Origin of the sequence: Luteimonas yanweni (assembly GCF_039548475.1) — a bacterium.
Lineage (GTDB): Bacteria > Pseudomonadota > Gammaproteobacteria > Xanthomonadales > Xanthomonadaceae > Luteimonas.
In genome coordinates, this window is the sequence record NZ_JBCLVC010000008.1 from 357,149 (window position 1) to 382,802 (window position 25,654).

Consider the following 25,654-nt stretch of genomic DNA (forward strand, 5'->3'; position numbering starts at 1 on the left):
TTCGAGGGTCGGGCTCATGGACCGCGCGGCGGGCGTGCATGCCGCACCTGCTTGACCCTGCCCGGATCACGTCGGACAATGCATCGCTATATCGCGATGGGAAGATATATATGGATCTGGAAGCCTGGTCGAGCCACCTCAAGGTGCTGGCCGACGCGACCCGGGTGCGGCTGCTGGCGCTGCTGGACGGCGAGGAGCTCACGGTTGCCGAGCTGTCCGCCATCACCCGCCTTGCCCAGCCCCGCGTATCGACCCACCTGGCGCGCCTCAAGGAGGCCGGCCTGGTACGCGACCGGCGCGCCGGCGTCTCCGCCTATTACCGCTTCGACGAAGACCGCCTTGATCCCGCCCAGCGCGCGCTGTGGCAGACCCTCCGCGAGGGCAGCGACGACCCGCTGCTGCGCCAGGACGCCGAGCGCGTGGCCGGCGTGCTGGCGATGCGCGCCGCGGACCAGAACTGGGCCGATTCGGTCGCCGGTGACATGGAGCGCCATTATTCGCCCGGGCGCACCTGGGAAGCCATGGCGCGCTCCGCGCTGCCGCTGCTGGAGACCGGCGACGTGCTGGACATCGCCTCGGGCGACGGCGTCCTGGCCGAACTGCTGGCGCCGCACGCGCAGCGCTATGTCTGCATCGACGCCAGCCCGCGCGTGGTGGCCGCGGCGCAGGAGCGCCTGAAGCGCTACCGCAACGTCGAGGTGCGCGAGGCCGACATGCACGCCCTGCCCTTCGCCGACGGCAGCTTCGACCTGGTGGTGCTGATGCACGCGCTGACCTATGCGGCCAAGCCCGCGCTGTCGGTCGCCGAGGCGGCGCGCGTGCTGCGCCCCGGCGGGCGCCTGCTGCTCAGCAGCCTGGCGCGCCACGGCCATCGTGCCGCCGTCGAGGCCTTCGGACACATCAACCTGGGCTTCACCGAGAAGGAGCTGCGCCGCTTCGTCGACAAGGCGGGGCTGGCGCTGCAGTCGTCCGAAACGGTCACCCGCGAGAAGCGCCCGCCGCACTTCGAAGTCGTCTCCCTGATCGCGGGCAAGCCGTGAGCGGGCGTCCGTGGCTCCATCCCGCGCGCATGGCCCTGCTCGAGGCCGCACTGGCCGAACGCATCCTCGTCATCGACGGCGCGATGGGCACGATGATCCAGCGCCATCGGCTGGAAGAGGCCGGCTACCGCGGTGAACGCTTCGCCGGAGGCTTCGACAGCCTGCACCCGGGCGACGGGACCGGCCATGACCTGAAGGGCAACAACGACCTGCTGACCCTCACCCGCCCGGACATCATCGCCGGCGTGCACGCGGCCTACCTGGACGCCGGCGCGGACCTGGTCGAAACCAACACCTTCAACTCGACCGCGGTCAGCCAGGCCGACTACCGCCTGCCGCACCTGGTGCGTGAGCTCAACCTTGAGGGCGCGCGCCTGGCCCGCGCCTGCTGCGACGCCGCGGAAGCTGCGTCGCCCGGCAAGCCGCGCTTCGTGATCGGCGTGGTCGGGCCGACCAGCCGCACGGCCTCGATCAGCCCGGACGTCAGCGACCCCGGTTTCCGCAACACCAGCTTCGACGCCCTGCGCGAGGACTATCGCGTGGCCATCGACGGGCTCATCGACGGCGGCGCCGACGTGCTGATGGTGGAGACCATCTTCGATACCCTCAACGCCAAGGCCGCGCTGTTTGCGATCGAGGAAGCCTTCGACGCCCGCGGCGCGCGCCTGCCGGTGATGGTCTCCGGCACCATCACCGACGCCTCGGGGCGCACGCTCTCCGGCCAGACCGCCGAGGCCTTCCACATCTCGGTCTCGCATTCGCGGCCGCTGGCGGTGGGCCTGAACTGCGCACTGGGCGCAAAGGACCTGCGCCCGCACGTCGAGACCCTGGCACGGGTGGCGGACTGCTTCGTCAGCGCCCATCCCAACGCCGGACTGCCGAACGCCTTCGCCGAATACGACGAGACGCCGGAAGAGACCGCCGCCACCCTGGAAGAGTTCGCGCGCTCCGGGCTGTTGAACCTCGTCGGCGGCTGCTGCGGCACCACCCCCGACCACATCCGCGCCATCGCCGAAGCAGTCCGGGGACTCCCGCCGCGCCGGTTGCCCGGGCTGCTGGAGGATGCGGCATGAGGCTTTTTGCCCTGAACCGCGCGAATCCGTGGCAAAAAAACAGCGAGGTATCGCGATGAGCACGCCCAGGTACACGCGGCTCTCGGGGCTGGAGCCGCTGGTGATCACGCCGGAGCTGCTGTTCGTCAACGTAGGCGAGCGCACCAATGTCACCGGCAGCGCGAAGTTCAAGAAGCTGATCAAGGAGGATCGCTTCGAGGAGGCGGTCGAGGTTGCGCGGCAGCAGGTGGCGAGCGGCGCGCAGATCCTCGACGTCAACATGGACGAGGGGCTGATCGACTCGGCCAAGGCGATGACGCGCTTCCTGACGCTCATCGCATCCGAGCCCGATATCGCGCGCATCCCGGTGATGGTCGACTCCTCGAAGTGGGAAGTGATCGAGGCCGGGCTGAAGTGCCTGCAGGGCAAGGGCGTGGTGAACTCGATCTCGCTCAAGGAGGGCGAGGCGCAGTTCGTCGAGCAGGCGCGCAAGGTGCTGCGCTATGGCGCCGCGGCCGTGGTCATGGCCTTCGACGAGGACGGCCAGGCCGATACCACCGAGCGCAAGGTCGCGATCTGCACCCGCGCTTACCGGATCCTGGTGGACGAGGTCGGGTTCCCGCCCGAGGACATCATCTTCGACCCGAACATCTTCGCGATCGCCACCGGGCTGGAGGAACACAACAACTACGCGGTGGATTTCATCGAGGCCACGCGCATCATCCGGGCGACGCTGCCGCACTGCCATGTCTCCGGCGGCGTCTCCAACGTCTCGTTCGCGTTCCGCGGCAACGAAACCGTGCGCCAGGCGATCCACTCGGTGTTCCTGTACCACGCGATCGCGGCCGGCATGGACATGGGCATCGTCAACGCCGGCGCGATGACGATCTACGACGACATCGATCCCGAGCTGCGCGAGCACGTCGAGGACGTCGTGCTCAATCGCCGCCCCGACTCCACCGAGCGCCTGCTGGCATTGGCCGAGCGCTACAAGGGCAGCAAGGGCAACAAGCAGGAAGAGGATCTTTCCTGGCGGGACCGGGACGTGCGCGCGCGCCTCAGCCATGCGCTGGTGCACGGCCTCGACCAGTACGTGGTCGAGGACACCGAGGAGGCGCGGCTGCTGTCGACGCGCCCGCTGGACGTGATCGAGGGCCCGCTGATGGACGGCATGAACGTGGTCGGCGACCTGTTCGGCGCCGGCAAGATGTTCCTGCCCCAGGTGGTGAAGTCGGCGCGGGTGATGAAGAAGGCCGTGGCCCACCTGCTGCCCTTCATCGAGGCCGAGAAGCTGCGCACCGGCGACACCGGCAAGAACAATGGCAGGATCGTGATGGCGACCGTCAAGGGCGACGTCCACGACATCGGCAAGAACATCGTCGGCGTGGTGCTGGCGTGCAACAACTTCGAGGTGATCGATCTCGGGGTGATGGTCCCGGCGCAGAAGATCATCGATACAGCGGTCGCCGAAAACGCGGACATGATCGGCGTGTCCGGCCTGATCACGCCCTCGCTCGAGGAGATGGGCCATGTGGCGCGCGAGATGCAGCGCCAGGGCCTGACCATCCCGCTGATGATCGGTGGCGCCACGACGTCGCGCGCGCACACCGCGCTCAAGATCGACCCGCATTACAAATCGCCCACGATCTGGGTCAAGGACGCCTCGCGCGCGGTGGGCGTGGCGCAGTCGCTGGTCTCGCCGGAGCTGCGCGCGCCGTTTGTCGCAGCGAGCGAAGCCGACTACGCCGAGATCCGCCAGCGCCACCGCAACCGCGGCGACGCCAAGCGGCTGGTGTCGCTGGAGAAGGCGCGCGCGCAGCGCTTCGATGGTGGCTGGGGGGGCTATGTCCCGCCGCAGCCGGCCAAGCCGGGCATCACCGCGTTCGACGACTACCCGATCGCCGACCTGGTCGACACCATCGACTGGACGCCCTTTTTCCAGGCCTGGGAACTTGCGGGCCGCTATCCGGCGATCCTGACCGACGAGGTTGTCGGCACCGCCGCCAGCGAGCTGTATCGCGACGCCCGCGAAATGCTCGACACCATCATCCGCGAAAAGTGGCTGACCGCGAAGGCGGTGTTCGGCCTGTTTCCCGCCAACAGCATCGGCGATGACGTCGAGCTGGAGCTGGCCCCGGGCGAGGCGACCATGGTCCCCTTTCTCCGCCAACAGGTCGACAAGCCCGTCGAACGCCCCGATTTCTGCCTGGCCGATTTCATCGCGCCCAAAGACACCGGCCTGCGCGACTGGATGGGCATGTTCGCGGTCACCGCCGGCATCGGCATCGAGCCGCACCTGGAGCGCTTCCGCGCCGACCACGACGACTACCGCGGCATCCTGCTCAAGGCCTTGGCCGACCGCCTGGCCGAAGCCCTGGCCGAGCACCTGCACCGCCGCGTGCGCTCGGAGTTCTGGGGCTATGCGCCGGATGAAGCGCTGGACAACGAGGCCCTGATCGCCGAGGCCTACCGCGGCATCCGGCCCGCACCCGGCTACCCGGCCTGCCCCGACCACAGTCCCAAGGAACAGCTGTTCGCACTGCTCGATGCCACCGGCAACGCCGGCATGGAGCTGACCCACGGCTTCGCGATGCTGCCGACCGCCGCGGTATCCGGCTATTACTTCAGCCATCCCGGGAGCAAGTATTTCGTGGTCGGGCGCGTGGGCAAGGACCAGGCGGCCGACTACGCCAGGCGCCGTGGCGTGCCCCTGGCCGACGCCGAGCGCTGGCTGGCCTCCAACCTCGACTACGATCCGGAATAACCCGGCCCACGGCAGCGCGATGACCCCGGATCCACGCACGACCGCGACCGTACCGGCGGTACGGCTGTCGAGTTTCTATTTCACCTATTACGCGGCGCTGGGTGCGTTCACGCCGTACTGGGCGATGCACCTGCAGTCGCGCGGCATGTCCATCACCACCATCAGCGTGATGATGAGCCTGTGGTACGCGACGCGCGTCCTCGCGCCCAGTGCCTGGGCAACACTTGCCGCCACCTCGCCTCGCCCGATCCGCTGGCTGCGTATCGGCAGCGTGCTGACGGCTGCAAGCTTCGCCTGCTTCCTGCCACAACAGCCGGAATGGACGCTGTTCGGGGTAATGGTCGCGTTCTGCTTCTTCTACAACGCGGTGATGCCGCAGTTCGAGGCGATCACGCTCGGCCACCTTGGCGCCGAGGCCCACCGCTACGGCGCGATCCGGGTCTGGGGCTCGATCGGCTTCATCATCGTCACCACCAGTTTCGGCTGGCTGATCGAACACTACGGCGCAGCGATCCTGCCGTGGGCGATGCTGCCCCTGTTCGTGCTGATGGCGGTGAGCGCGTTTGCGAACTCGGACGCCGGCCACGTCGGGCCGAGGGGACGCGCGGGTCCGGACTTCTGGAAGATCGTGCGCCAACCTCGCGTTGCGGCCTTCCTGGTCGCCTGCTTCCTGGAACAGCTGTCCTTCGGCCCGTACTACACCTTCTTCTCCGTCTACATGGACAGCCTCGGCTATGCGACCTCCACCCTGGGGCTGATGTGGACCGTGGGCGTGGTGTTCGAGGTCGCGGTGTTCTTCACCATTTCCGCCGTGTTCCGGCGCTGGGACCCCAGCTGGCTGCTGCTGGGCTCGATGGCCAGCGCCGTGCTGCGCTGGTGGGCGACCGCACTCTGGCCGGAAAGCATGCCGGTGATGCTGGTCGCCCAGGCCACGCACGCGCTGAGCTTCGCGGCCTTCTTCGCGGCGGCGATGCAGCTGCTCGCACGCCACTTCCCCGGCCGCCTCAACGGCCACGCCCAGGGCCTGTTCTACGGATTCTCGTCAGGCCTCGGCGGCGTCCTGGGCGCCCTCATCGCCGGCCAGCTCTGGCCCTACGGCGACGGCCGCGTTGCCTTCCTCGCCGCGGGCTGCTTCGCCCTGGTCGGCTGCGTCATCGCCTGGATCTGGGTCGTGCCCGGGCGGGTGCGCGCCCGGTAGAGCAAAAGCTCTTGCCAAGGATTTACGCGGCAAAAAAGCTCTTCAGCCCTACCAGATCAAGTCGTCCGGCACCTGGTACTTCGGATCGGCATACGGGTCGTCGGCGGCCGGCGCGTCCGGGTCGACCCTCAGGGCCACCGCCTTCGCGAACACGGCCTCGGCTTCGGCCAGCGTGTCGAGGGTCACCACGAGGTAGCGGCCGTTGAGTTGCACGACGCCGAGCTCACCGGCGTTGATCGCGCGCAGCTGCGCTTCGGTCACGTGCACGCGCTTGATCTTGCCGCCGTATTCGAAGTGGCGGACGTGTTCCGCATCGGCGACGTTCAGGCCCTTGCCTTCCAGCAGTGCGGCGAGCTTCGCCTGGGCTTCGCGACGCTGGCGCGCGGCTTCCTGCTTCTCGCGCTCGGCGCGGATGCGATCGTCCTTCTCGCGCTGGGCGCGGATGGCGAAGGCCTTGGCGAGGTCGATGTCGCCCTCGGGAGCCGCGGCGCGGCGACGCCCGCCCTCACCCGGCCCCCTGCCGCCCTGCGGGCCTTTCGCACGCTGCGGGCCCGTACCGGCACGCGGGCCGCGCTCGTCCTGCGGGCCCTTGCCGGCTTGCGGACCCCGCCGGTTCCTGTGCTGTGCGCCAGGCGCGGCCGCGCCGCCACCCCTGGCATCCCGGCCGTCCTTCCCGCGGGGGCCCTTGGGCCGGTCTGGAGCCGGGGCCGGCTTGAAGCCCAGGCCCAGCAACTGGTCTTTCAGCGAATCGCTCATCGTTCTTCAGTAATGCGGCGGGGGTGGCTCATCGGCGGGATCGCCGGTCACCCCGGGACGGTTGGCGTGCAGTTCGTCGAGCGCGCGGCGCAGCAGCGCGTCGTTCCGGGCCAGTTCGCGCCGGGCGTCGGCCAGCGCATCGCTGAGCTCGGTCAGTGCATGCTCCTGGAAGGCCAGGCGGGTTTCCAGCTCGACGACGCGTGTTTCAAGGCCTGCGGACACCGGTCAGGACGCCCGCACCGAACGGCCGCGGCCAATGCCGTAGTAGGCCAGGCCCACGCCCTCGGCGTCCTCGGGACGGTAGATGTTGCGGCCATCGAACACCACCGCGTCGGCGAGCCGGGCGCGCACCTGGGCGAGGTCGGCGCTGCGGAACTGCTTCCATTCCGTCACCACCACCAGCGCGTCCGCGCCCTCGAGCGCCTGCTGCGCGGAATCGCAGAACCGCAGGTCGTCGCGCTCGCCGAAGATCCGACGCGCCTCGTCCGCCGCCTCGGGATCGTAGGCCTGCACCCGCGCCCCGGATTCCCAGAGCTGGGCCAGCAGGCGGCGGCTCGAGGCCTCGCGCATGTCGTCGGTGTCGGGCTTGAAGGCCAGGCCCCAGACCGCGAACGTCTTGCCGGCGATCCCGGCCTCGCCGTAGTGGCGCTGCACCAGCTCGTGCAGGTGGCCCTTCTGGCGTTCGTTGACCGCTTCCACCGCGTCCAGCAGCAGCGGCTGGTGGCCGACCTGCTGGGCGGTGCGCGCCAGTGCCTGCACGTCCTTGGGGAAGCACGAACCGCCGTAGCCGGCGCCGGGATAGATGAAGTGCCAGCCGATGCGCGGGTCCGAACCGATGCCCTTGCGCACCATCTCGACGTCGGCGCCGACCTTCTCGGCGATGTTGGCGATCTCGTTCATGAAGCTGATCTTGGTCGCCAGCATCGCGTTGGCCGCGTACTTGGTCAGTTCGGCCGAGCGCACGTCCATCACCACGAACCGGTCATGGCTGCGGTTGAACGGCGCATAGAGGCGCTTGAGCCGCTCTACCGCTGCCGGGCTGTCGGCGCCCAGCACGATGCGGTCGGGGCGCATGCAGTCCTCGACCGCGGCACCCTCCTTCAGGAACTCGGGGTTGGACACCACGTCGAACGCGATGTCGACGCCACGCGCGGCCAGCGCCGCTACAATGGCTTCGCGCACGCGGTCCGCGGTCCCGACCGGCACCGTGGACTTGTCGACCACGATCACCGGGCGCTCCATGTGTTCGCCGATGGTGCGCGCCACCGCGAGCACGTACTGCAGGTCGGCGCTGCCGTCCTCGTCGGGCGGCGTGCCCACGGCGATGAACACCACCTCGCCATGGGCCACGGCGCGCGCGGCATCGGTGGTGAAGTCCAGCCGGCCGGCGGCGTGGTTCGACTTCACCAGCGGCTCGAGGCCCGGCTCGTAGATCGGGATGATCCCCTGGCCCAGCCGCTCGATCTTGCCGGCGTCGACATCGACGCAGACCACTTGATGCCCGACCTCGGCCAGGCAGGTCCCTGTCACCAGGCCGACGTAGCCGGTGCCGAAAATGCTGACGCGCATGCCTTACTCCGCCGGGGAATCCAGGATTTCGAGCAGTTCGACTTCGAACACCAGCGCGCTGCCCGGGGCGATCGGACCGCCCGGGGTGCCCATGTCGCCGTAGCCGAGGTCGCTGGGCAGCCACAGCATGTACTTGCTGCCGGCCGGCATCAGCTGCAGGCCTTCCTGCCAGCCCGGGACCACGCTGGACAGGGTGAACACGGCGGGCTCGCCGCGGTCATAGGAGCTGTCGAACACGGTGCCGTCGACCAGCGTGCCCTTGTAATGCACGCTCACCCGGCTCTCGGGTCCGGGCTTGGGGCCGTCGCCCTGCTCCAGCACCTTGTACTGCAGCCCGGATGCGGTGACCTGCACGCCTTCCTGCCCGGCGTTGGCGGCGAGGAAGGCCTCGCCCGCCTCGCGGTTGCCCGAGGCCATCTTCTCCTGCATGCGCTGGCCGAAGGCTTCGAAGGCCTGGCGCGCCTGGGCTTCGTCCATCAGCGCATCCTCGCCGTTCATCGAGGTCCGCATGGCCTTGACCAGGGCGTCGAAGTCGACCTCGTCCTTGATCTCGGACAGCGTGGCGCCGATCTGCAGGCCGATGGCATAGCCCGCCTGGTGCTTCTCGGTCGGCAGGCCCTTGATCTCGAGGGTCGCGGGCGTCGCGTCGTCGGCGGCAGCGGCCGTTTCGGCCCCGGGCTCGATCTTCTTGCAGGCGGCCAGGGCGACAAGGAGCGATGCGGCCAGCAGGCTGGTCGCGATGGTGCGGGCGGCGGTATTCATCGGTGTACCTCGGGAAGGGGACGGAGCGCCGCGATCAGCGGAGCTGCAGGAGTTCGACATCGAAGACCAGGGTGGAGTTGGGCGGAATGCCGCCCGGCGAGCCGTTGCGGCCGTAGGCGAGATCCGATGGGATCCAGAAGCGGTACTTGGCGCCCACCGGCATCAGCTGCAGGCCTTCCGTCCAGCCGGCGATCACCTGGCCGAGGCCGAAGGTGGCCGGGTCGTTGCGTTCGTATGAGCTGTCGAAGACGCTGCCGTCGAGCAGCTTGCCCTCGTAGTGCACGCGCACCTGCGAATCAGCGGTCGGGCGCGGGCCCGAGCCCTGGCGCAGCACCATGTACTGCAGGCCGGAAGCCGTGGTCACCACGCCCTTGGCGGCCTTGTTGCCCGCCAGGAATTCGGCGCCAGCGGCGCTGTTGGTCTGCGCGGCGGCTTCGCTTTCGGCACGGGCGCGTTCCTGCATGCGCTTGCCGAAGGCCTCGCGGACCGTAGCCAGCTCGCCGTCGGCCAGGAGCGGCGCGCTGCCGTCGAACCGCGTGGCCACGCCACGGGCGAACATCGCCATGTCGAGCTCGTCCTTCACCGGCGCGAGCGAGCGCCCGACGTCGGCACCCACGATCAGCCCGACCTTGTCGCGGTCCACCGCCGGCGGCACGCTGCCCGGCGCCATGCCCGGGATCTGCTGCCCGCTGCGCGCGGCCACCCGCTGCATCAGGGTGGGAGCGATCGTGGCCGCCTCGGCCTCGGTGACGAGCGGCTCGCCGCCGTCGAGGGCGTGGGCCACCGCGCGCATGAATGCGTCGCGGTCGATGTCGGGGCCGACGGCCTCGATCGACTGCCCCACGTCCATGCCGATCATGTAGCTGTTCTTCTCGCGTTCCGTTGACGGCACTGCGTTCTCCTGTGCGATTGCCGGGGCCAGCGCTACGGCCGCGGCGAGGGACAGCGCGGCCAGGCCGCGCAGCGTGGAATTCATCGGGGAGGCTCCTGGACTCTGGCCGCGGTCCGTGGCGGCGAAGCGCCTATTGTCGCGGGCGCGGGCTGTGGCGGCAATCGCGGCGGACCCTGCCATCAGTTGGGGTCGCGGGGGCTTGATCCTGCGTGTGGTGGTGTTATAGTTGCATACAACACCAGTCTTCCAGAGCAGGACGTTCGTCATGGACCGCAAGCTCAACCACACCCTCACCGCGCTCTCCGCCACGGGCCTGCTGCTGGCCGGTTTCCTGCTGGTGGCGGATCCCGTCGGGCACACGGCCCGGACCGCAGGCACCCCGGGAACCGCCGCGGACGCCGTGGACCCGCCTGCTGACGACGCCGCCGAACCCCGCCGTCGCGAGGGCGGCGCCGCGAAAGGCGCGCGACGTGGACTGGCGCTTCCCTATTTTTCCTTTGCCCACGGCATGCGCCGTATCGGAGGCTGAGCCATGTCCGGCATCCAATGGAGCGATGGCGCTCCCATCTACCGCCAGCTGAAGGAGCGGGTCATCGCGATGATGCTCGATGGCCAGCTCAAGCCCGGCGACGCGCTGCCCTCGGTGCGCCAGGTCGCGGCGGAATACCAGCTCAACCCGATCACCGTGTCGCGCGCCTACCAGGAGCTGGCCGACGAGGCCCTGGTCGAGAAGCGCCGGGGCCTGGGCATGTTCGTCACCGAGGAGGCTTCGAGGAAGCTGCTCGGCAACGAGCGCGACCGTTTCCTTACCGAAGAGTGGCCGCAGGTGCTGGAGCGTATCCGGCTGCTCGGCCTCTCGCCCGAAGACCTCCTGCGCGAAGGACACTCTGCATGAACGCACACGACACCGCCGTCATCGACGCCCGCGGCCTGCGCAAGGCCTACAAGGGCAAGCCGGCCCTGGACGGCGCCAGCTTCCGCATCCAGCCGGGCCGCATCGTCGGCCTGATCGGCCCCAACGGCGCCGGCAAGACCACGGCGCTCAAGGCCATCCTCGGGCTGGTCCCCTTCCAGGGCGAGCTCTCGGTGCTCGGCGGCGACCCGAGGACCGGACGCAACCTGCTGATGAACGACGTCTGCTTCATCGCCGACGTCGCCGTGCTGCCGCGCTGGATGCGGGTGCGCGAGGCGATCGCCTTCGTCGAGGGCGTGCATCCGCGCTTCGACCGCGCCCGCTGCGAGCGCTTCCTGGCCAACACCAAGCTGACGCCCGACATGCGGGTGCGCGAAATGTCCAAGGGCATGATCGTGCAGCTGCACCTGGCCCTAGTGATGGCCATCGACGCCCGCCTGCTCGTGCTGGACGAGCCCACGCTTGGCCTCGACGTCCTCTACCGCAAGCAGTTCTACCAGCGGCTGCTGGAGGACTACTTCGACGAGGAGAAGACGATCGTCATCACCACCCACCAGGTCGAGGAGGTCGAGCACATCCTCACCGATGCGCTGTTCATCCGCGACGGCCGGATCGTGCTGGACGCGCCGATGGACGACCTCGCCCAGCGCTTCACCGAGGTGCTGGTCGACGCCGGCCGGGCCGAAGGCGCGCGCGCGCTCGGGCCGCTGGACGAACGCGCCCTGCCATTCGGCAAGACCGTGATGCTGTTCGACGGCGCCGATCCGGCCGCCCTGGCCGCCTTCGGCGAAACCCGCACCCCGGGGCTCGCCGACCTCTTCGTCGCCACCATGAAGGGAACCTACTGATGAACGCCACGACTGACAGCCTGCCGGTGGCACGGACCCCGGCGCGCGGCACCCGTCGATTCAGCCTGCTGCTCCGGCGCGAGTACTGGGAGCACCGGGGCGGATTCCTCTGGGCACCCCTGATCGCGGGCGCGATCTCCCTGCTGCTGACCGCGGTGCTTTTCGTCATCGCCATGGTCGGCATGCGCAACGCCGCCAGCGATGCCGAGATCCACCTGGACGACGGCAGCACGATGTCCATCAACGGCCTGGACCTGGGCCTGCTTGCGCAGCAGATGAGCGCCGACGACAAGGCGCAGCTCGCCAGCGGCATCGACCTGACGATGATGCTCGCGTCGGCCTGGCCCTACATCGTCATGGTCTTCGTGATGTTCTTCTACTGCCTGGGCGCGCTGTACGACGAGCGCAAGGACCGCAGCGTGCTGTTCTGGAAATCGCTGCCGCTGTCTGACGGCGAAACCGTGCTGTCGAAGGTGGCCAGCGCCGTCCTGGTGATCCCGCTGATGGCAACGCTGGCCGCCATCGCCACCATGTTCGGCTTCCTGCTGCTGCTGAGCGTCACGGTGATGATCCACGGCGGCAGCCCCTGGGAGCTGATCTGGGGCCCGGGCAACCCGCTGGCGATCTCGCTGTCGGTGCTTGCGGCGATCCCGGTGTACGCCCTGTGGGCCATGCCCACCGTCGGCTGGCTGATGCTGTGCTCGGCCTGGGCGCGCAGCGTGCCCTTCCTCTGGGCGGTCCTGGTCCCGGTGCTGGCCGGCGTCTTCGTCAGCATGTCCAGCGTCACCCGGATCTTCGGCGTGGAGTCCGATTGGTTCTGGAGCAACATCGTGGCCCGCATGCTGCTTGGCGTGGTGCCCCTGACCCGGCACGACATCAGCCGCCTCGGCCACGCCGACATCGAATCCCAGGGCCTGCTGCACATGATCCAGCCCTCCGCCGTGTATTCGAACCTGATGCAGCCGGAGCTGTGGATCGGCGTCGCGGTCGGCATCGCCATGCTGTTTGTCGCCACCCGCCTTCGCCGCTGGCGCGACGAAGGCTGACCCAGATGACCACCCCGGGAGGAATACCGATGACGATCAGGATGCGCGCATCCCACGCCCTTTCAGCCGCCCTGCTCTGCGTGCTGGCCGCCGGCTGCAGCCCGGCACCGGACGCACCGCCCGCCGCGGACGCACCGCCCACCACCGGGGCCGAGGCCGGCAAGACCTTCATCGGTCGCCAGGCCGCCAAGGCGATCGCCAAGGCAGGCCAGGCGCTGCAGGCGGAGAACCTGGACATCGGCGACGGCTTCGCGATCACCATCGACGGGCGCAGCTATGGCGGCGGACAGGACGCCAAAGGACTGCCCAAGGCCGAACTCACGCCCGACGGCGAGCTGCTGATCGAAGGGAAAGCGGTTCCCACCACCCCGGAACAGCGTGCCCTGCTGGTTGCGCACCGCCGCCACCTCGAGGGCGTGGCGCTGGCCGGGCTGGCCATCGGCGCCCAGGGCGCGGACGTCGCGGGCACCGCGCTGACCGGGATCGGCGACGCGCTGTTCGGCGGCGACGCGGGGCGCCAGGCCTACGAGGCACGGATCGAGGCCGAAGCCGACAGGATCAAGGACGAGGCGCTCAAGCTCTGCGCGCTGTTGCCGGCGCTGTACGACAGCCAGCAGTCGCTCGCCGGCGCGCTGCCGGCCTTCGCCCCCTACGCGACGATGACGCCGCGCGACATCGAGGACTGCGGGAACCACGCCGGCGACGACGCTCCCGCTGCCGACGCAGGCGAGACCATCACTGCCTGATCCGCCCATCAACCGCGCCCACCGCGCGACCCGGGCTCTCCGGCCCCTGCAAGACACGAGGTCATCCATGCGCATTCCAGCCACCACGCTCTCCCTCGCCCTCCTCTCCCTGGCGGTCGCGTCGGCCCCGGCCCTGGCCGACGGCGACCGCGCGTGCAAGCACAGCGCCCCTCAGTCGCTCGCACTCGACCTCGGCGATGCGCGCCTGGTGGAGTTCCGCGTCGGCGCCAGCAAGCTGCGCCTGGACGGCGCACCCGGGCGCGCCGGCAGCCTGCAGGGTCGCGCCTGCGCCTCGAGCGCGGACGACCTCGCCCGGCTGAAGCTGGAGCAGGCGCGCGAGGGTGACCGCCTGGTCGTGCGCCTCAACCGCGAGGAGCGCAGCGGCTGGTCGTTCTTCGGTGACCACTACGCATATTTCGACCTGTCCGGCACCGTGCCCGACGGCATCCCCGTGGAAGTGACGGTCGGCTCCGGCGATGCGTGGCTGAGCGGCCTGTCCCGACTCGGCCTGATCGTGGGCTCGGGCGATGCCGAGGTGCGCGGCATCCGCGGCGAGGCCAGGGCGACGGTCGGCTCGGGCGACATCTCGCTGCAGGACATCGGCAGCCTGGACGGCGGGTCGGTCGGCTCCGGCGACCTCTCGGCCCGTAAGGTCCGCGGCGACGCGCGCGTAGGCAGCATCGGCTCCGGCGACGTGGAACTGCGCGACGTGGGCGGCGGCGTCGAGCTCGGTTCGGTCGGCTCCGGCGACGCAAGCCTTGAGCGCATCGGCGGTGGCGTCGAAGTGGGCTCGGTGGGCTCGGGCGACATCGAAGCCCGCGTGATCGGCGGCGACCTGCGCGTGCGTTCGCTGGGCAGCGGCTCGGTTGACCACCAGGGCGTGGCCGGCCAGGTCGACATTCCGCGCAAGCGCTGAGCCGCGGCGGCGTGCGTTGTCGCGGCCGCGTACCGGCCGCGCACCGCAACCGGACGCCTCGACGGCCTGCGGCTAGACTCGGATGGACACGCCGCAGCGACGCGAGGCCACAAGCCACATGAGCGACATCGTCTGGAAGCGCGGCGCGCCGCGCGCCATCCTGCTTGCCACCGACCTTGACGGTCGCTGCGACCGCGCCCTGGACCGCGCCGTTGCGCTTGCGCGCGCATGGCGGGCCAGGCTCGTGGTGCTGACGGTAGTCGAGCCCACGCCCGCGCCGCCGCCGCGCCGCGACCTGCCGCCGTCGCCACAGGCCAGCCAGGCCGCCCTGCGCGCCGCCGCCCGCCTGCGGCGCGACGTCGGCCCGGTCGGTGACGGGCTCGAACTGGAACTGCTGGTGCGCGAAGGCCAGGTCGGCAGCTGCGTCGAATCCGTGGCCACCGAAACCGGCTGCAGCCTGGTGGTGACCGGCATCGCCCACGATGCCCTGTTCGGACGCCACCTGCTGGGTTCGACGGTCACCTGGCTGTCGCGCCACGGGCACCTGCCGCTGCTGGTCGTGCGCGACCGCGTGCATGCACCCTACGCGCGGATGGTCGTCGCCAGCGACTTCTCCACGTCCTCGGCGCATGCGCTCGATGTCGCGCGCGGCTTCTTCCCCGAGACCGCCGCCAGCCTGTTCACCGCCTTCGAACCGCCCTACCTCGGCCTGCGCGACGGCGACCGCGAACGCGGCGTGGGCGACATGCACGAAGCGATCATGCAGAAGGCCCGCGATTTCGTCGCGGCCCACGGTCACGCCGGGCTGCCGGTCGCCGCCGCGCACGGCGATGCCGCGCGCCGCATGGCCGAGCACGCCCTGGCGATCGATGCGGGCCTGGTGGTGGTGGCGACCCACGGCCGCGGCGCCCTGTTCCACCTGCTGATCGGAAGCGTTGCCCGTGAAGTCCTCGACGCCAGCCCCTGCGACACGCTGCTGGTGCCCGAACCCGGGGCGCGCCGCCAGGACCAGCCGTAGCTGCGGCTGCCGCACCTGCGGCCACGGCATCAACCGGCGTCGTGGATCCCGCCGCGGGTCAGCGCCAGCGGATCGAGCAGCGCACGCAGCTTCGCCTCCGGCATGCCCGTGGCCCCCATCGCCACCTCCAGCACCGGCCGTCCCTCGCGATAGGCCTGCTTGGCGATCGCCGCGGCCTTCTCGTAACCGATCACCGGATTGAGCGCGGTCACCAGGATCGGGTTGCGTTCCAGCGCCGTCCCGACCACGTCGCGCCGCACCTCCAGCCCGTCGATCACCCGGTCCGCCAGCAGCCGCGACACCGCCGCCAGCAGACCGACCGAGTCCAGCAGGTTGGCCGCGATCAGCGGCAGCGCCACGTTGAGCTGGAAGTTGCCACTCTGTCCCGCCACCGTCACCGCCACGTGGTGGCCCATCACCTGCGCGCAGGCCATCACCGTCGCCTCCGGGATCACCGGATTGACCTTGCCCGGCATGATCGAACTGCCCGGCTGCAGCGCCGGCAACTCGACCTCGCCCAGCCCGGCCAGCGGCCCGGAATTCATCCATCGCAGGTCGTTGGCGATCTTCATCAGCGCCACCGCCGCCGCATTGAGTTGGCCCGACAGCTCCACCGCGTCGTCCTGCGAGGCGATGCCCTCGAACTTGTCGGCGGCGGACTCGAATCGCGTGCCGGTGGCATCGGACAGCGCCTTGGCGACCGCTTTCCCGAAGCGGGGATCCGCATTGATGCCGGTGCCGATCGCCGTCCCTCCGATCGGCAGCCGGCGCAGGCGCTTGAGCGTGTCGGCCAGCCGTGCTTCGGCCGACGCCAGCTGCGAAGACCAGGCTCCGAACTCCTGAGCGAACGTCAGCGGCATCGCGTCCATCAGGTGCGTACGACCGGTCTTCACCACCTTTCGCAGCGAGCGTCCCTTCCGATCGATGCTCTTGCGCAGGTGCTGCAGCGCCGGCAGCAGATCTTCCACCACCGCCAGCTGCGCCGACACCCGCAGCGCCGTGGGCACCACGTCGTTCGAACTCTGCCCGAGATTGACGTGGTCATTGGGATGCACCGCCCGCTTGCCCGCGCGCGTCGCCAGCGTCGCGATGACCTCGTTGGCATTCATGTTCGACGAGGTACCTGATCCCGTCTGGTAGACATCGACCGGAAAGTGCGCGTCATGTTCGCCGGCCGCGACCTCGTTGGCAGCCTTGCGGATCGATGCCGCCAGGCCCTTGGGCAGCAGCCCGAAGCCCGCGTTGGCCTCGGCCGCCGCGGCCTTGAGCAGCCCCAGCGCACGGATGAAACCACGCGGCATGGGCCGCCCGCTGACCGGGAAATTCTCCACTGCGCGCTGCGTCGACGCGCCCCAGAGTGCATCGGCGGGCACTTCCAGCTCGCCCATGCTGTCGTGTTCGATCCGGAAATCCTTGGCAGCCATGACGTCCTCCACTAGTGATGCATTGGAGGATACGCCGGCGATCGTAGGCTCCCTGATGACGGGGAGGGGCATGGCAATCCCTGGATGGCGACACCGCCTGGATGACGGCATTTGGATGGTGTGCGCCGCGGGAGGGGGCTGGCGGGGGGAGTGCTCCGCCCCGCCGCCAGCCATCCATGGCTGGAAGCAGGGGCGTGGGCCATCCATGGCCCACTCTCCGCACTCCCCCCGCCAGCCCCCTCCCGCACGACCGTCGAGGGTTTGCTGGAAGATGGCCGGCCCAGACCCCGCGATCGAGTGTCGCCGGCAAGCCCAGCTTCCGTGCGAAAGGCTGCGTGCTCTGCGCCCCGAAGCCAACTGATCGCGAAAACCCGCGAAGCGCGGCGCTGCGGGGCGGCGACACGCTCCCGCCCGAAGCCGCGCGACCACAACCCGCCGAAGCCGTGGCGCCCAAAACTGGCAGAAGCGTGCTCCTGCGAGGGGGGGTATGGACAGCGCACATGGATGTGCGCGGTAGGCGATTCAGCCAAGGATGGCTGCGTCGCCGGTCCATGCACCCGCCGGGTAGAATGTCCGGCCGCACACGACGAAAGCCCGCCATGCCCGCCCTCGACCCGCTGCTCGCCCTCTCCCCCCTGGACGGCCGCTACGCCGGCAAGGTGGAGGCGCTGCGACCGGTGTTCTCCGAGTTCGGGCTGATCCACGCCCGCGTGCGCGTCGAGATCGAATGGCTGCTGGCCCTGGCCGCCGAACCCGGCATTCCCGAACTGGCCCCCTTCGACGAAGGCGCCACCGCCAGCCTCCGCGCCCTGGCCGATGGCTTCTCGCCCGCCGACGCCGCGCGCGTCAAAGAGATCGAACGCACCACCAACCACGACGTCAAGGCAGTCGAATACTTCATCAAGGAACGCCTGGCCGACGACGCCGCGCTGGGCCCCGCGCTGGAGTTCGTGCACTTCGCCTGCACCAGCGAAGACATCAACAACCTCGCCTACGGCCTGATGCTCGACGCCGCACGCCGCGAGGTGATGCTGCCGGCGCTGGACGGCGTCACGGCCACGCTGCGCGGCATGGCGCACGAATTCGCCGCGCTGCCGATGCTCTCGCGCACCCATGGCCAGACCGCCTCACCGACCACGGTCGGCAAGGAGCTCGCGAACGTGGTCGCGCGGCTGGAGCGCCAGCGCGCACAGCTGGTCGCGGTGTCGCTGACCGGCAAGGCCAATGGCGCGGTCGGCAACTACAACGCGCACCTGGCCGCCTATCCCGACGTCGACTGGCCTGCGTTCTCGCGCCGCTTCGTCGAATCGCTGGGGCTGGACTTCAATCCGTACACCACCCAGATCGAACCGCACGACTGCATCGCCGAGATCGCCGACGTGCAGAAGCGCATCGCGACCATCCTCATCGACCTGTCGCGCGATGTCTGGGGCTATATCTCGCTGGGCTATTTCAAGCAGGCGGTGAAGGCCGGCGAAGTCGGCAGCTCGACCATGCCGCACAAGGTCAACCCGATCGATTTCGAGAACGCCGAAGGGAATTTCGGCATCGCGGTGGCACTGTTCGAGCACTTCGCCACCAAGCTGCCGGTCAGCCGCTGGCAGCGCGACCTCACCGACTCCACCGTGCTGCGCGCGCTCGGCACCGCCTTCGGCCATGCCCTGGTCGGCTTCGATGCGCTCGGGCGCGGCCTTGGCAAGCTCAGCGCCAATCCCGAGCGCCTGGCCGCCGACCTCGACGCGTCCTGGGAAGTCCTGGCCGAAGCCGTGCAGACGGTGATGCGCCGCCATGGCCTGCCGAGTCCCTACGAGCAGCTCAAGGCGCTGACCCGTGGCCAGGGCATCACCGCGGACTCGATGCGCGCGTTCATCGCCGGGCTGGAGTTGCCGGACGACGCGAAGCAGCGCCTCCTCGACATGACGCCCGGCGGCTACACAGGCCACGCGAGCACCCTTGCCCGCGGGATCTGACCGACGCACCCCACATCGCGAACCGCACGAGACCCGCACCATGACGACCCGCAAGGCACCCCCCGGACGCAAGGCCTCCAGCAGCGGGAAAGCGCCCGCCAGCCGTGCCACGACCCGCCCTGCCGATGCGTCACAGCCCACCGGCGCGGCGTCCCCGGTCGCCACCCGCGAACTGCCGCTCGAGATCGACGCCAGCGGCAAAGGCCTGCTGGGCATGCCGCCCGCCGATTTCCTCCGCGGTTACTGGCAGAAGCGTCCGCTGCTGATCCGCAACGCGATTCCCGGCTACGTCTCGCCAATCGCACCGGAAGACCTCGCCGGCCTGGCCTGCGAGGACGGCGTGCTGGCGCGCATCATCGAGCATGATCGCGCGGCCGACGCCTGGACCGTGCGCCAGGGCCCGTTCCCCGAAGACGTCTTCCCGGCGATGCCGCGGCAGGACTGGACCTTGCTGGTGCAGGACGTGGACAAGTGGGATTCGGACATCGCCGGCCTGCTGCAGCACTTCGGCTTCCTGCCGCGCTGGCGCCTGGATGACGTCATGGTCTCGTTCGCCGCGCCGGGTGGCTCGGTCGGCGCGCACGTCGACCAGTACGACGTCTTCCTGCTGCAGGCGCTGGGCCATCGCCGCTGGATGATCGACGCCAGCGTGGCCATGGGCGGGGCGGAGCCGCCGCTGGCCTTCCGCGACGACGTCGACATCAAGCTGCTACGCGAATTCACGGCCAGCCACGACTGGGTGCTCGGTCCTGGCGACATGCTGTACCTGCCGCCCAACGTGCCGCACCACGGCGTGGCCGAGGACGCCTGCCTGACGTTTTCGGTCGGCATGCGCGCGCCGTCGGCGGCCGAACTGCTCGGCGATTTCGCCGACAGCCTGCTGGCCGATGCCGACGACGACCTGCGCTACGCCGACCCCGACCTGACCCTGCCGGGCGACCCGGCGGAAATCGACGCGGCGGCGATGCTGCGCGTGGCCCGCGCCCTGGAGCTGCTGCGCAGCGACGATCCGCAACGCCTGGGCGACTGGTTCGGCGGCTTCATCACCCGGTACCGGAACGCCGGCGAGGTCGCCCCCGGTGACGGCGAGGAGCCGCCGCGCTCGCGCATCGAAGTCGAATGGGACCTCGAGCACGGCGCGGAACTCCACCGCCATCCCTACTCGCGGATGGCCTGGCGCCGCGCCGACGTCGATGCGCGGCTCTACGTCAACGGCGAAGCGCACCCGCTGCCCGCCGAAGACGCCATCACGATCGCCAATGCGGCGGTGATCGGCGGCGATGCGTATACGACCCTGTCCGCCGGCGCGCGCGGCTGCGTGCTGGCCCTGCTCGAGGCCGGCCATTACCAGCTGGTGCTGGAAGGCCACGGCGACGGGGACGACGGCGACGACGGCGACGACGACGGGACGTAGGCACATGGCCCAGGCGCAGGCATTCCACATCCAGGCGGCCGGTTACGAAGCGGGCCTGCCCGACCTGCGCAGCGTGCGCGAAGCGGTGTTCGTCCGCGAGCAGGGCGTGCCGCTGGCGCTGGAATGGGACGAACTGGACCCGGCATGCCACCACGTCATCGCCCGCGACGACGCCGGCAACGCCATCGGCACCGGCCGGCTGACGCCCGCACGCAGCATCGGCCGGATGGCGGTCCTGCCGGCGTGGCGGGGGCGCGGTGTCGGCGATGCGCTGCTGCAGGCCCTGCTGGAGCAGGCGCGGGCGCTGGGCTGGCCCGAAGTCACCCTCCACGCACAGGCCGCGGCGGTCGGCTTCTATGCGCGCGCCGGCTTCCTGCCCGTTGGCGATCGCTTCCAGGAAGCCGGCATCGAACACCAGGGCATGCGCCTGCTGCCGGGCGCGCTCAACCTGGTCGACACGCGCGCCGCGGCGATCGCGGCCACGTCGGGCGTCATCGCGGGCGCCCGCCGCCGTCTCGACATCTACAGCCGCGAGCTCGATCCGGGCCTGTTCGACCAGCCCGAGATCGTCGCCGCGATCCGCCGCCTCGCCACCGGTGGCGAGTGCGCGATCCGCATCCTGCTGCAGGAGCCGGCCGTCCCGCAGCGCGCGCTTGCGCCGCTGATCGCCCTGGGCCAGCGGCTGCCCAGCGCGATCGCCTTCCGCGCGGTGGAAGAACAGGTCGATCGCGCCTATGCATCGGCCTTCGTCGCCAACGACCGCGGTGGCCATTTCTTCCGGCCCCTGGGCCAGCGCTGGGAAGGGGAGACCCGCCTTGACGGTCCCGGCCGCGCGCGCCATCTGCACGGGGTGTTCAATGCCTTCTGGGAGCGCGCCCGCGCCTGCACCGAATATCGCGCCCTCGGGATCTGAACGTGGGCGCCCGCGCGCGGGGCCGGGCAACAATGCGTTTCACGCCCGCCGCAGGCGCCTCAATCGCGCCCGGAGGGCTATAATTGTCCGGATCGCGCGCCTGAACAGGGCCCGCTCCCGCGCATGCGGAACATCCCTCCCCCATTCCTGAGCTTTCCTACGCCATCGTGGCCAATCTATTGAAGCAGTTTGCGCAGTCCTCCCAGCTCGGCGCCAATGCCGCCTTCATCGAGGACCTGTACGAGCAGTATCTCGTTGACCCCGACAGCGTCGGCGACACGTGGAAGGCCTGGTTCGACGGCTTCAAGGGCCGCGAGGCGGGCGACGTGCCCCACTCGGTGGTCATGGACGCGGTCGCACGCGCCGGCCGCGAGGCCAAGGCCGGCGTGGTGGTGGCGCCCGGAGGCGGCGGTGACGTCGACGCCCAGCGCAAGCAGGGCTCGGTGCTGAAGCTGATCACCGCCTACCGCTCGCGCGGCCACCTGCAGGCGGATACCGATCCGCTGGCGATGGCCGAGAAGATCGACGCCCCGGACCTCGAGCTGCCCTTCCACGGCCTGTCCGACGCAGACCTCGACACCGAGTTCGCGACCGGGCCCGCCGCCGGCGGCACCAGCACCTTTGGCGGCGCCCCGCGCATGCGCCTGCGCGACCTGCTCGCCCTGCTGCGCGCGACCTACGCCGGCCCGATCGGCGCCGAGTTCATGCATATCCCGCAGGCCGACCAGCGCCGCTGGATGTACGAGCGCATGGAGCAGGCCGGCGGCCGCTACAGCCTGACCGCCGACGAGCAGCGCCGCATCCTCGAGCGCCTCACCGCCGCCGAGGGCCTGGAACGCTACCTGCACACCAAGTACGTGGGCCAGAAGCGCTTCTCGCTGGAAGGCGGCGACTCGCTGATCCCGCTGCTCGACACCGTGATCCGCAACGCCGGCAAGGACGGCGTCAAGGACATCGTGATCGGCATGGCCCACCGTGGCCGCCTGAACGTGCTGGTCAACACGCTGGGCAAGAACCCGCGCCGGCTGTTCGACGAGTTCGAGGGCAAGTTCGAGCACAACGAGCTCGCCCACGCCGGCGACGTGAAGTACCACATGGGCTTCTCCGCCGACGTCGCCACCGAGGGCGGCCCGGTGCACCTGGCGCTGGCCTTCAACCCTTCGCACCTGGAGATCGTCGACCCGGTGGTCGCGGGCTCCGTGCGCTCGCGCCAGGAGCGCCGCCAGGACACGGCCCGCCGCAAGGTGATGCCGATCCTCATCCACGGCGACGCCGCGTTCGCCGGCCAGGGCGTGGTGATGGAACTGTTCCAGATGTCGCAGGCGCGCGGCTTCGCCGTCGGCGGCACGCTGCACGTGGTGGTCAACAACCAGGTGGGCTTCACCACCAGCGCCCGCGAGGATGCACGCTCCACCCTTTACTGCACCGACGTGGCCAAGATGATCGGCGCGCCGGTGCTGCACGTGAACGCCGACGATCCGGAAGCCGTGGCCTTCACCGCGCGCCTGGCCTACGACTTCCGCCAGGAATTCAACAAGGACGTGGTGATCGACCTGGTCTGCTACCGCCGCCACGGTCACAACGAGGCCGACGAGCCGGCGATCACCCAGCCGGTGATGTACCAGGTGATCCGCAAGCACAAGACCACCCGCGAGCTCTACGCCAGCCAGCTGGAGTCCGCCGGCGTGCTGCCCGGAAAGGGCGGCCAGGCCCTGGTCGACAGCTACCGCGACCGGCTCGACGCCGGCGAGGTCACGACCGAACTCGCCGAGGTGGAGAAGACCCCGCCGGAGAGCCGCCTGTTCGTGGACTGGGGCGCCCTGGTCGCCGGCACGCTGGCCGACACGGCCAGCACGGTCGTGGAACCTGCGAAGCTCAAGGCGCTGGCCAAGGCGATCACCACGATCCCCGAAGACGTGCAGCTGCACTCGCGCGTGTCGAAGGTCTACGAGGACCGCCGCAGGATGGCCGCCGGTGAAATCCCCGCCGACTGGGGCTTCGCCGAGAACCTCGCCTACGCCACCGTGCTCGACGACGGCTTCGGCCTGCGCCTGGTCGGCCAGGACGTCGGCCGTGGCACCTTCACCCACCGCCACGCGATCCTGCACGACCAGAAGACCGACAGCTATTACCTGCCGCTGCGCCAGCTGGTCGACTCGCCGGAGCGCGCCACCATCATCGATTCGCTGCTCAGCGAGGAAGCGGTGATGGCCTACGAATACGGCTTCTCCACCACCGACCCCAACACCCTGTGCATCTGGGAGGGCCAGTTCGGCGACTTCGCCAACGGCGCCCAGGTGGTGATCGACCAGTTCATCGCCTCGGGCGAAGCCAAGTGGGGCCGCATCAGCGGACTGACGCTGCTGCTGCCGCACGGCTACGAAGGCCAGGGTCCCGAGCACAGCTCGGCGCGCCTGGAGCGCTTCCTGCAGCTGTGTGCGCTCGACAACATGCTGGTCTGCGTGCCGTCCACGCCTGCCCAGGCCTTCCACATGCTGCGTCGGCAGATGCGCATGACCACCCGCAAGCCGCTGGTGGTGATGTCGCCGAAGTCGCTGCTGCGCCACAAGCTCGCCGTGTCGACGCTGGATGAGCTCGCGAATGGCGAATTCCAGCACCTGATCGGCGACGCATCGGCCAACGCGAAGAAGGTCAAGCGCGTGGTGCTGTGCTCCGGCAAGGTCTACTACGACCTGCTGGAGGACAAGGAAAAACGCGGCCAGGACGACGTGGCGCTGGTGCGCGTCGAGCAGCTCTATCCCTTCCCGCGCGAGGCGCTTGTGGCCGAGCTCGGCAAGTACGGCAAGGCCACGTCGGTGGTCTGGTGCCAGGAAGAGCCGCAGAACCAGGGCGCGTGGTACCAGATCCGCCACCACCTGCAGCACTGCGTTCCCGACGGCATGGAGCTGCACTACGCCGGCCGCTCGCGCTCGCCCTCGCCCGCCGTCGGCCACTTCGCCGACCATGTCGCCGAGCAGCAGCAGCTGGTCGCCGACGCACTCACCTCCAAGGCCGGCAGCGTTTTCGCCGCCGACTGACCCCCACACTGCTGACAGCAACGACCAGGACGCATCAAGACCATGGCCACCGAGATCAAGGTACCGGTACTCCCCGAATCCGTTTCCGACGCCACCATCGCCACCTGGCACAAGAAGGTGGGCGACGCGGTTGCACGCGACGAGAACATCGTCGACCTCGAGACCGACAAGGTCGTGCTCGAAGTGCCCTCGCTCGTCGACGGCGTGATCAAGGAACTGAAGTACGCCGAAGGTGACACCGTCACCAGCCAGCAGGTGCTGGCGGTGATCGAGGAAGGCGCCGCGCCGGCCAAGGCCGACGATGGCGACGCTGGCAAGGCCAAGGGCGATGGCGCCAAGGCCGAGCCGGCCGCGGGCGCCCAGGAAGTGCAGCCGAAGGCCGACGCCGCGAAGGCCGAGGCCAAGGCGCCTTCGTCGACCCGCCCCGCGCCCGCCTCCGGCGGCACCGGCGAGCTGCCTCCGGGCGCGCGCTTCACGGCGGTCAAGGACGGCATCGATCCCTCGCAGGTAGAAGGCACCGGCCGCCGCGGTGCGGTCACGAAGGAAGACCTCGTCAACTACGCCAGCGGCAAGACCGCCGGCGTGTCGGGAGGCGCGCGTCCGGAAGAGCGCGTGCCGATGACCCGCATCCGCAAGCGCATCGCCGAGCGCCTGATGCAGTCGAAGGAATCGATCGCGATGCTGACCTCGTTCAACGAGGTCAACCTGGGCAAGGTCATGGCCATGCGCAAGGAGCTCGGCGAGAGCTTCCAGAAGCAGCACGGCGTCAAGCTCGGCTTCATGAGCTTCTTCGCCAAGGCCGCGGCCAACGCGCTGCAGAAGTACCCGGTGGTCAACGCCTCGGTCGACGGCGACGACATCATCTACCACGGCTACGCCGACATCTCGATCGCGGTCTCCACCGACCGCGGCCTGGTCACCCCGGTGCTGCGCAACGTCGAGCGCATGGGTTTCGCCGACGTGGAGAAGGCGATCGGCGATTACGCCACCAGGGCGCGCGACGGCAAGCTGTCGCTGGATGACCTGCAGGGCGGCACCTTCACCATCACCAACGGCGGTACCTTCGGTTCGCTGATGTCAACGCCCATCGTCAACCCGCCGCAGTCCGCGATCCTGGGCATGCACACCATCAAGGAGCGCCCGATCGTCGAGAACGGCGCCGTGGTCCCCGCGCCGATGATGTACATCGCGCTCAGCTACGACCACCGCATCATCGACGGCAAGGACGCGGTGCAGTTCCTGGTCGACATCAAGGACCAGCTCGAGAATCCGCACCGCATGCTGCTGGGGATGTAAGCGACCGCTCCGCGAGGTTGCCCCGGCCTGTCCCGCGCGTGGTTGCCCCCATCCGCCCCCTTCCGGGGCACCTTCCTCC

At 69.7% G+C, this 25,654-nt stretch carries 22 protein-coding genes; 16 read left to right on the top strand and 6 right to left on the bottom strand.

Translation table 11 applies throughout. The annotated features are described in order from the left end of the window. The first annotated feature begins 110 nt into the window (after positions 1 to 110). From WCE39_RS05685 to WCE39_RS05700, 4 genes are read left to right on the top strand one after another with little or no spacing between them, the layout of a single operon-like run. Positions 111 to 1,040 (top strand): ArsR/SmtB family transcription factor, encoded by a 930-nt coding sequence (locus tag WCE39_RS05685; protein ID WP_343275716.1) that lies wholly within the window; start codon positions 111 to 113, stop codon positions 1,038 to 1,040. Between the two features lie 29 nt (positions 1,041 to 1,069). Continuing rightward, positions 1,070 to 2,113 (top strand): homocysteine S-methyltransferase family protein, encoded by a 1,044-nt coding sequence (locus WCE39_RS05690; RefSeq protein ID WP_343275969.1) that lies wholly within the window; start codon positions 1,070 to 1,072, stop codon positions 2,111 to 2,113. A 55-nt stretch (positions 2,114 to 2,168) separates the two neighbouring features. Continuing rightward, on the top strand, positions 2,169 to 4,856 hold the full coding sequence (metH, locus tag WCE39_RS05695; protein WP_449283979.1) for a methionine synthase: 2,688 nt from the start codon (positions 2,169 to 2,171) through the stop codon (positions 4,854 to 4,856). A gap of 19 nt (positions 4,857 to 4,875) precedes the next feature. Next, entirely contained in the window at positions 4,876 to 6,054 is a 1,179-nt protein-coding gene (locus tag WCE39_RS05700) for an MFS transporter (protein ID WP_343275718.1), read from the top strand. Between the two features lie 48 nt (positions 6,055 to 6,102). Here WCE39_RS05700 and WCE39_RS05705 read toward each other — a convergent pair whose 3' ends face one another. Genes WCE39_RS05705 through WCE39_RS05725 form a run of 5 tightly spaced genes read right to left on the bottom strand, consistent with a single transcriptional unit; the run spans position 6,103 to position 10,117 of the window. After that, complete coding sequence (locus WCE39_RS05705; protein ID WP_343275719.1) at positions 6,103 to 6,810, bottom strand: DUF2058 family protein; 708 nt, start codon at positions 6,808 to 6,810, stop codon at positions 6,103 to 6,105. 6 nt (positions 6,811 to 6,816) lie between these two features. Further along, positions 6,817 to 7,032 carry a SlyX family protein gene (locus WCE39_RS05710; RefSeq protein WP_343275720.1) on the bottom strand — a complete coding sequence of 72 codons (216 nt, stop codon included), beginning with the start codon at positions 7,030 to 7,032 and terminating at the stop codon, positions 6,817 to 6,819. A 3-nt stretch (positions 7,033 to 7,035) separates the two neighbouring features. Beyond that, on the bottom strand, positions 7,036 to 8,379 hold the full coding sequence (locus WCE39_RS05715; RefSeq protein ID WP_343275721.1) for a UDP-glucose dehydrogenase family protein: 1,344 nt from the start codon (positions 8,377 to 8,379) through the stop codon (positions 7,036 to 7,038). A 3-nt stretch (positions 8,380 to 8,382) separates the two neighbouring features. Beyond that, positions 8,383 to 9,141, bottom strand: a complete 759-nt coding sequence (locus WCE39_RS05720) for an FKBP-type peptidyl-prolyl cis-trans isomerase (protein WP_343275722.1) — start codon at positions 9,139 to 9,141, stop codon at positions 8,383 to 8,385. A gap of 34 nt (positions 9,142 to 9,175) precedes the next feature. Continuing rightward, positions 9,176 to 10,117 (bottom strand): FKBP-type peptidyl-prolyl cis-trans isomerase, encoded by a 942-nt coding sequence (locus tag WCE39_RS05725; protein WP_343275723.1) that lies wholly within the window; start codon positions 10,115 to 10,117, stop codon positions 9,176 to 9,178. A gap of 181 nt (positions 10,118 to 10,298) precedes the next feature. Between WCE39_RS05725 and WCE39_RS05730 the strand changes: the two genes are divergently transcribed. From WCE39_RS05730 to WCE39_RS05760, 7 genes are all read left to right on the top strand, one after another. Beyond that, positions 10,299 to 10,562 carry a hypothetical protein gene (locus WCE39_RS05730; protein WP_343275724.1) on the top strand — a complete coding sequence of 88 codons (264 nt, stop codon included), beginning with the start codon at positions 10,299 to 10,301 and terminating at the stop codon, positions 10,560 to 10,562. A gap of 3 nt (positions 10,563 to 10,565) precedes the next feature. Then, entirely contained in the window at positions 10,566 to 10,928 is a 363-nt protein-coding gene (locus WCE39_RS05735) for a GntR family transcriptional regulator (protein WP_343275725.1), read from the top strand. Then, entirely contained in the window at positions 10,925 to 11,794 is an 870-nt protein-coding gene (locus WCE39_RS05740; protein WP_343275726.1) for an ABC transporter ATP-binding protein, read from the top strand. Before WCE39_RS05735 ends, WCE39_RS05740 begins: the two co-directional genes overlap by 4 nt. After that, positions 11,794 to 12,840, top strand: a complete 1,047-nt coding sequence (locus WCE39_RS05745) for a hypothetical protein (protein ID WP_343275727.1) — start codon at positions 11,794 to 11,796, stop codon at positions 12,838 to 12,840. The genes WCE39_RS05740 and WCE39_RS05745 overlap by 1 nt, the downstream gene beginning before the upstream one ends. Before the next feature lie 29 nt (positions 12,841 to 12,869). Next, a complete protein-coding gene (locus WCE39_RS05750; protein ID WP_343275728.1) occupies positions 12,870 to 13,586 on the top strand; it encodes a YggN family protein in 717 nt (238 codons plus the stop codon). A gap of 67 nt (positions 13,587 to 13,653) precedes the next feature. Beyond that, positions 13,654 to 14,502, top strand: a complete 849-nt coding sequence (locus tag WCE39_RS05755; RefSeq protein WP_343275729.1) for a DUF4097 family beta strand repeat-containing protein — start codon at positions 13,654 to 13,656, stop codon at positions 14,500 to 14,502. A gap of 118 nt (positions 14,503 to 14,620) precedes the next feature. Continuing rightward, the gene (locus tag WCE39_RS05760; protein WP_343275730.1) at positions 14,621 to 15,520 is read left to right on the top strand and encodes a universal stress protein; all 900 of its coding nucleotides are present in this window, start codon (positions 14,621 to 14,623) and stop codon (positions 15,518 to 15,520) included. Positions 15,521 to 15,549: 29 nt separating this feature from the next. Here the strand turns inward: WCE39_RS05760 and WCE39_RS05765 are convergent, their stop codons facing one another. Continuing rightward, positions 15,550 to 16,944, bottom strand: a complete 1,395-nt coding sequence (locus tag WCE39_RS05765; protein ID WP_343275731.1) for a class II fumarate hydratase — start codon at positions 16,942 to 16,944, stop codon at positions 15,550 to 15,552. 599 nt (positions 16,945 to 17,543) lie between these two features. Between WCE39_RS05765 and purB the strand changes: the two genes are divergently transcribed. The 5 genes from purB (at position 17,544) to sucB (ending at position 25,575) form a co-directional block, all read left to right on the top strand. Continuing rightward, entirely contained in the window at positions 17,544 to 18,914 is a 1,371-nt protein-coding gene (purB, locus tag WCE39_RS05770) for an adenylosuccinate lyase (protein ID WP_343275732.1), read from the top strand. Between the two features lie 40 nt (positions 18,915 to 18,954). Then, positions 18,955 to 20,328, top strand: a complete 1,374-nt coding sequence (locus WCE39_RS05775; protein WP_449283988.1) for a JmjC domain-containing protein — start codon at positions 18,955 to 18,957, stop codon at positions 20,326 to 20,328. 4 nt (positions 20,329 to 20,332) lie between these two features. Then, positions 20,333 to 21,241, top strand: coding sequence for a GNAT family N-acetyltransferase (locus WCE39_RS05780; RefSeq protein WP_343275733.1), 909 nt, complete (start codon positions 20,333 to 20,335; stop codon positions 21,239 to 21,241). 167 nt (positions 21,242 to 21,408) lie between these two features. Further along, positions 21,409 to 24,279: a 2-oxoglutarate dehydrogenase E1 component gene (locus tag WCE39_RS05785; protein ID WP_343275734.1), complete on the top strand. Its 2,871-nt coding sequence runs from the start codon at positions 21,409 to 21,411 to the stop codon at positions 24,277 to 24,279. A gap of 42 nt (positions 24,280 to 24,321) precedes the next feature. After that, positions 24,322 to 25,575, top strand: coding sequence for a dihydrolipoyllysine-residue succinyltransferase (sucB, locus tag WCE39_RS05790; RefSeq protein ID WP_343275735.1), 1,254 nt, complete (start codon positions 24,322 to 24,324; stop codon positions 25,573 to 25,575). The last annotated feature ends 79 nt before the right edge of the window (positions 25,576 to 25,654 follow it).

Bases quoted from the DNA above. Each gene is read 5' to 3' on its own strand.
- WCE39_RS05685 (WP_343275716.1), top strand. From the start codon at position 111: ATGGATCTGGAAGCCTGGTCGAGCCACCTCAAGGTGCTGGCCGACGCG.
- WCE39_RS05690 (WP_343275969.1), top strand. From the start codon at position 1,070: ATGGCCCTGCTCGAGGCCGCACTGGCCGAACGCATCCTCGTCATCGAC.
- metH (WP_449283979.1), top strand. From the start codon at position 2,169: ATGAGCACGCCCAGGTACACGCGGCTCTCGGGGCTGGAGCCGCTGGTG.
- WCE39_RS05700 (WP_343275718.1), top strand. From the start codon at position 4,876: ATGACCCCGGATCCACGCACGACCGCGACCGTACCGGCGGTACGGCTG.
- WCE39_RS05705 (WP_343275719.1), bottom strand. From the start codon at position 6,810: ATGAGCGATTCGCTGAAAGACCAGTTGCTGGGCCTGGGCTTCAAGCCG.
- WCE39_RS05715 (WP_343275721.1), bottom strand. From the start codon at position 8,379: ATGCGCGTCAGCATTTTCGGCACCGGCTACGTCGGCCTGGTGACAGGG.
- WCE39_RS05720 (WP_343275722.1), bottom strand. From the start codon at position 9,141: ATGAATACCGCCGCCCGCACCATCGCGACCAGCCTGCTGGCCGCATCG.
- WCE39_RS05725 (WP_343275723.1), bottom strand. From the start codon at position 10,117: ATGAATTCCACGCTGCGCGGCCTGGCCGCGCTGTCCCTCGCCGCGGCC.
- WCE39_RS05730 (WP_343275724.1), top strand. From the start codon at position 10,299: ATGGACCGCAAGCTCAACCACACCCTCACCGCGCTCTCCGCCACGGGC.
- WCE39_RS05735 (WP_343275725.1), top strand. From the start codon at position 10,566: ATGTCCGGCATCCAATGGAGCGATGGCGCTCCCATCTACCGCCAGCTG.
- WCE39_RS05740 (WP_343275726.1), top strand. From the start codon at position 10,925: ATGAACGCACACGACACCGCCGTCATCGACGCCCGCGGCCTGCGCAAG.
- WCE39_RS05745 (WP_343275727.1), top strand. From the start codon at position 11,794: ATGAACGCCACGACTGACAGCCTGCCGGTGGCACGGACCCCGGCGCGC.
- WCE39_RS05750 (WP_343275728.1), top strand. From the start codon at position 12,870: ATGACGATCAGGATGCGCGCATCCCACGCCCTTTCAGCCGCCCTGCTC.
- WCE39_RS05755 (WP_343275729.1), top strand. From the start codon at position 13,654: ATGCGCATTCCAGCCACCACGCTCTCCCTCGCCCTCCTCTCCCTGGCG.
- WCE39_RS05760 (WP_343275730.1), top strand. From the start codon at position 14,621: ATGAGCGACATCGTCTGGAAGCGCGGCGCGCCGCGCGCCATCCTGCTT.
- WCE39_RS05765 (WP_343275731.1), bottom strand. From the start codon at position 16,944: ATGGCTGCCAAGGATTTCCGGATCGAACACGACAGCATGGGCGAGCTG.
- purB (WP_343275732.1), top strand. From the start codon at position 17,544: ATGCCCGCCCTCGACCCGCTGCTCGCCCTCTCCCCCCTGGACGGCCGC.
- WCE39_RS05775 (WP_449283988.1), top strand. From the start codon at position 18,955: ATGACGACCCGCAAGGCACCCCCCGGACGCAAGGCCTCCAGCAGCGGG.
- WCE39_RS05780 (WP_343275733.1), top strand. From the start codon at position 20,333: ATGGCCCAGGCGCAGGCATTCCACATCCAGGCGGCCGGTTACGAAGCG.
- sucB (WP_343275735.1), top strand. From the start codon at position 24,322: ATGGCCACCGAGATCAAGGTACCGGTACTCCCCGAATCCGTTTCCGAC.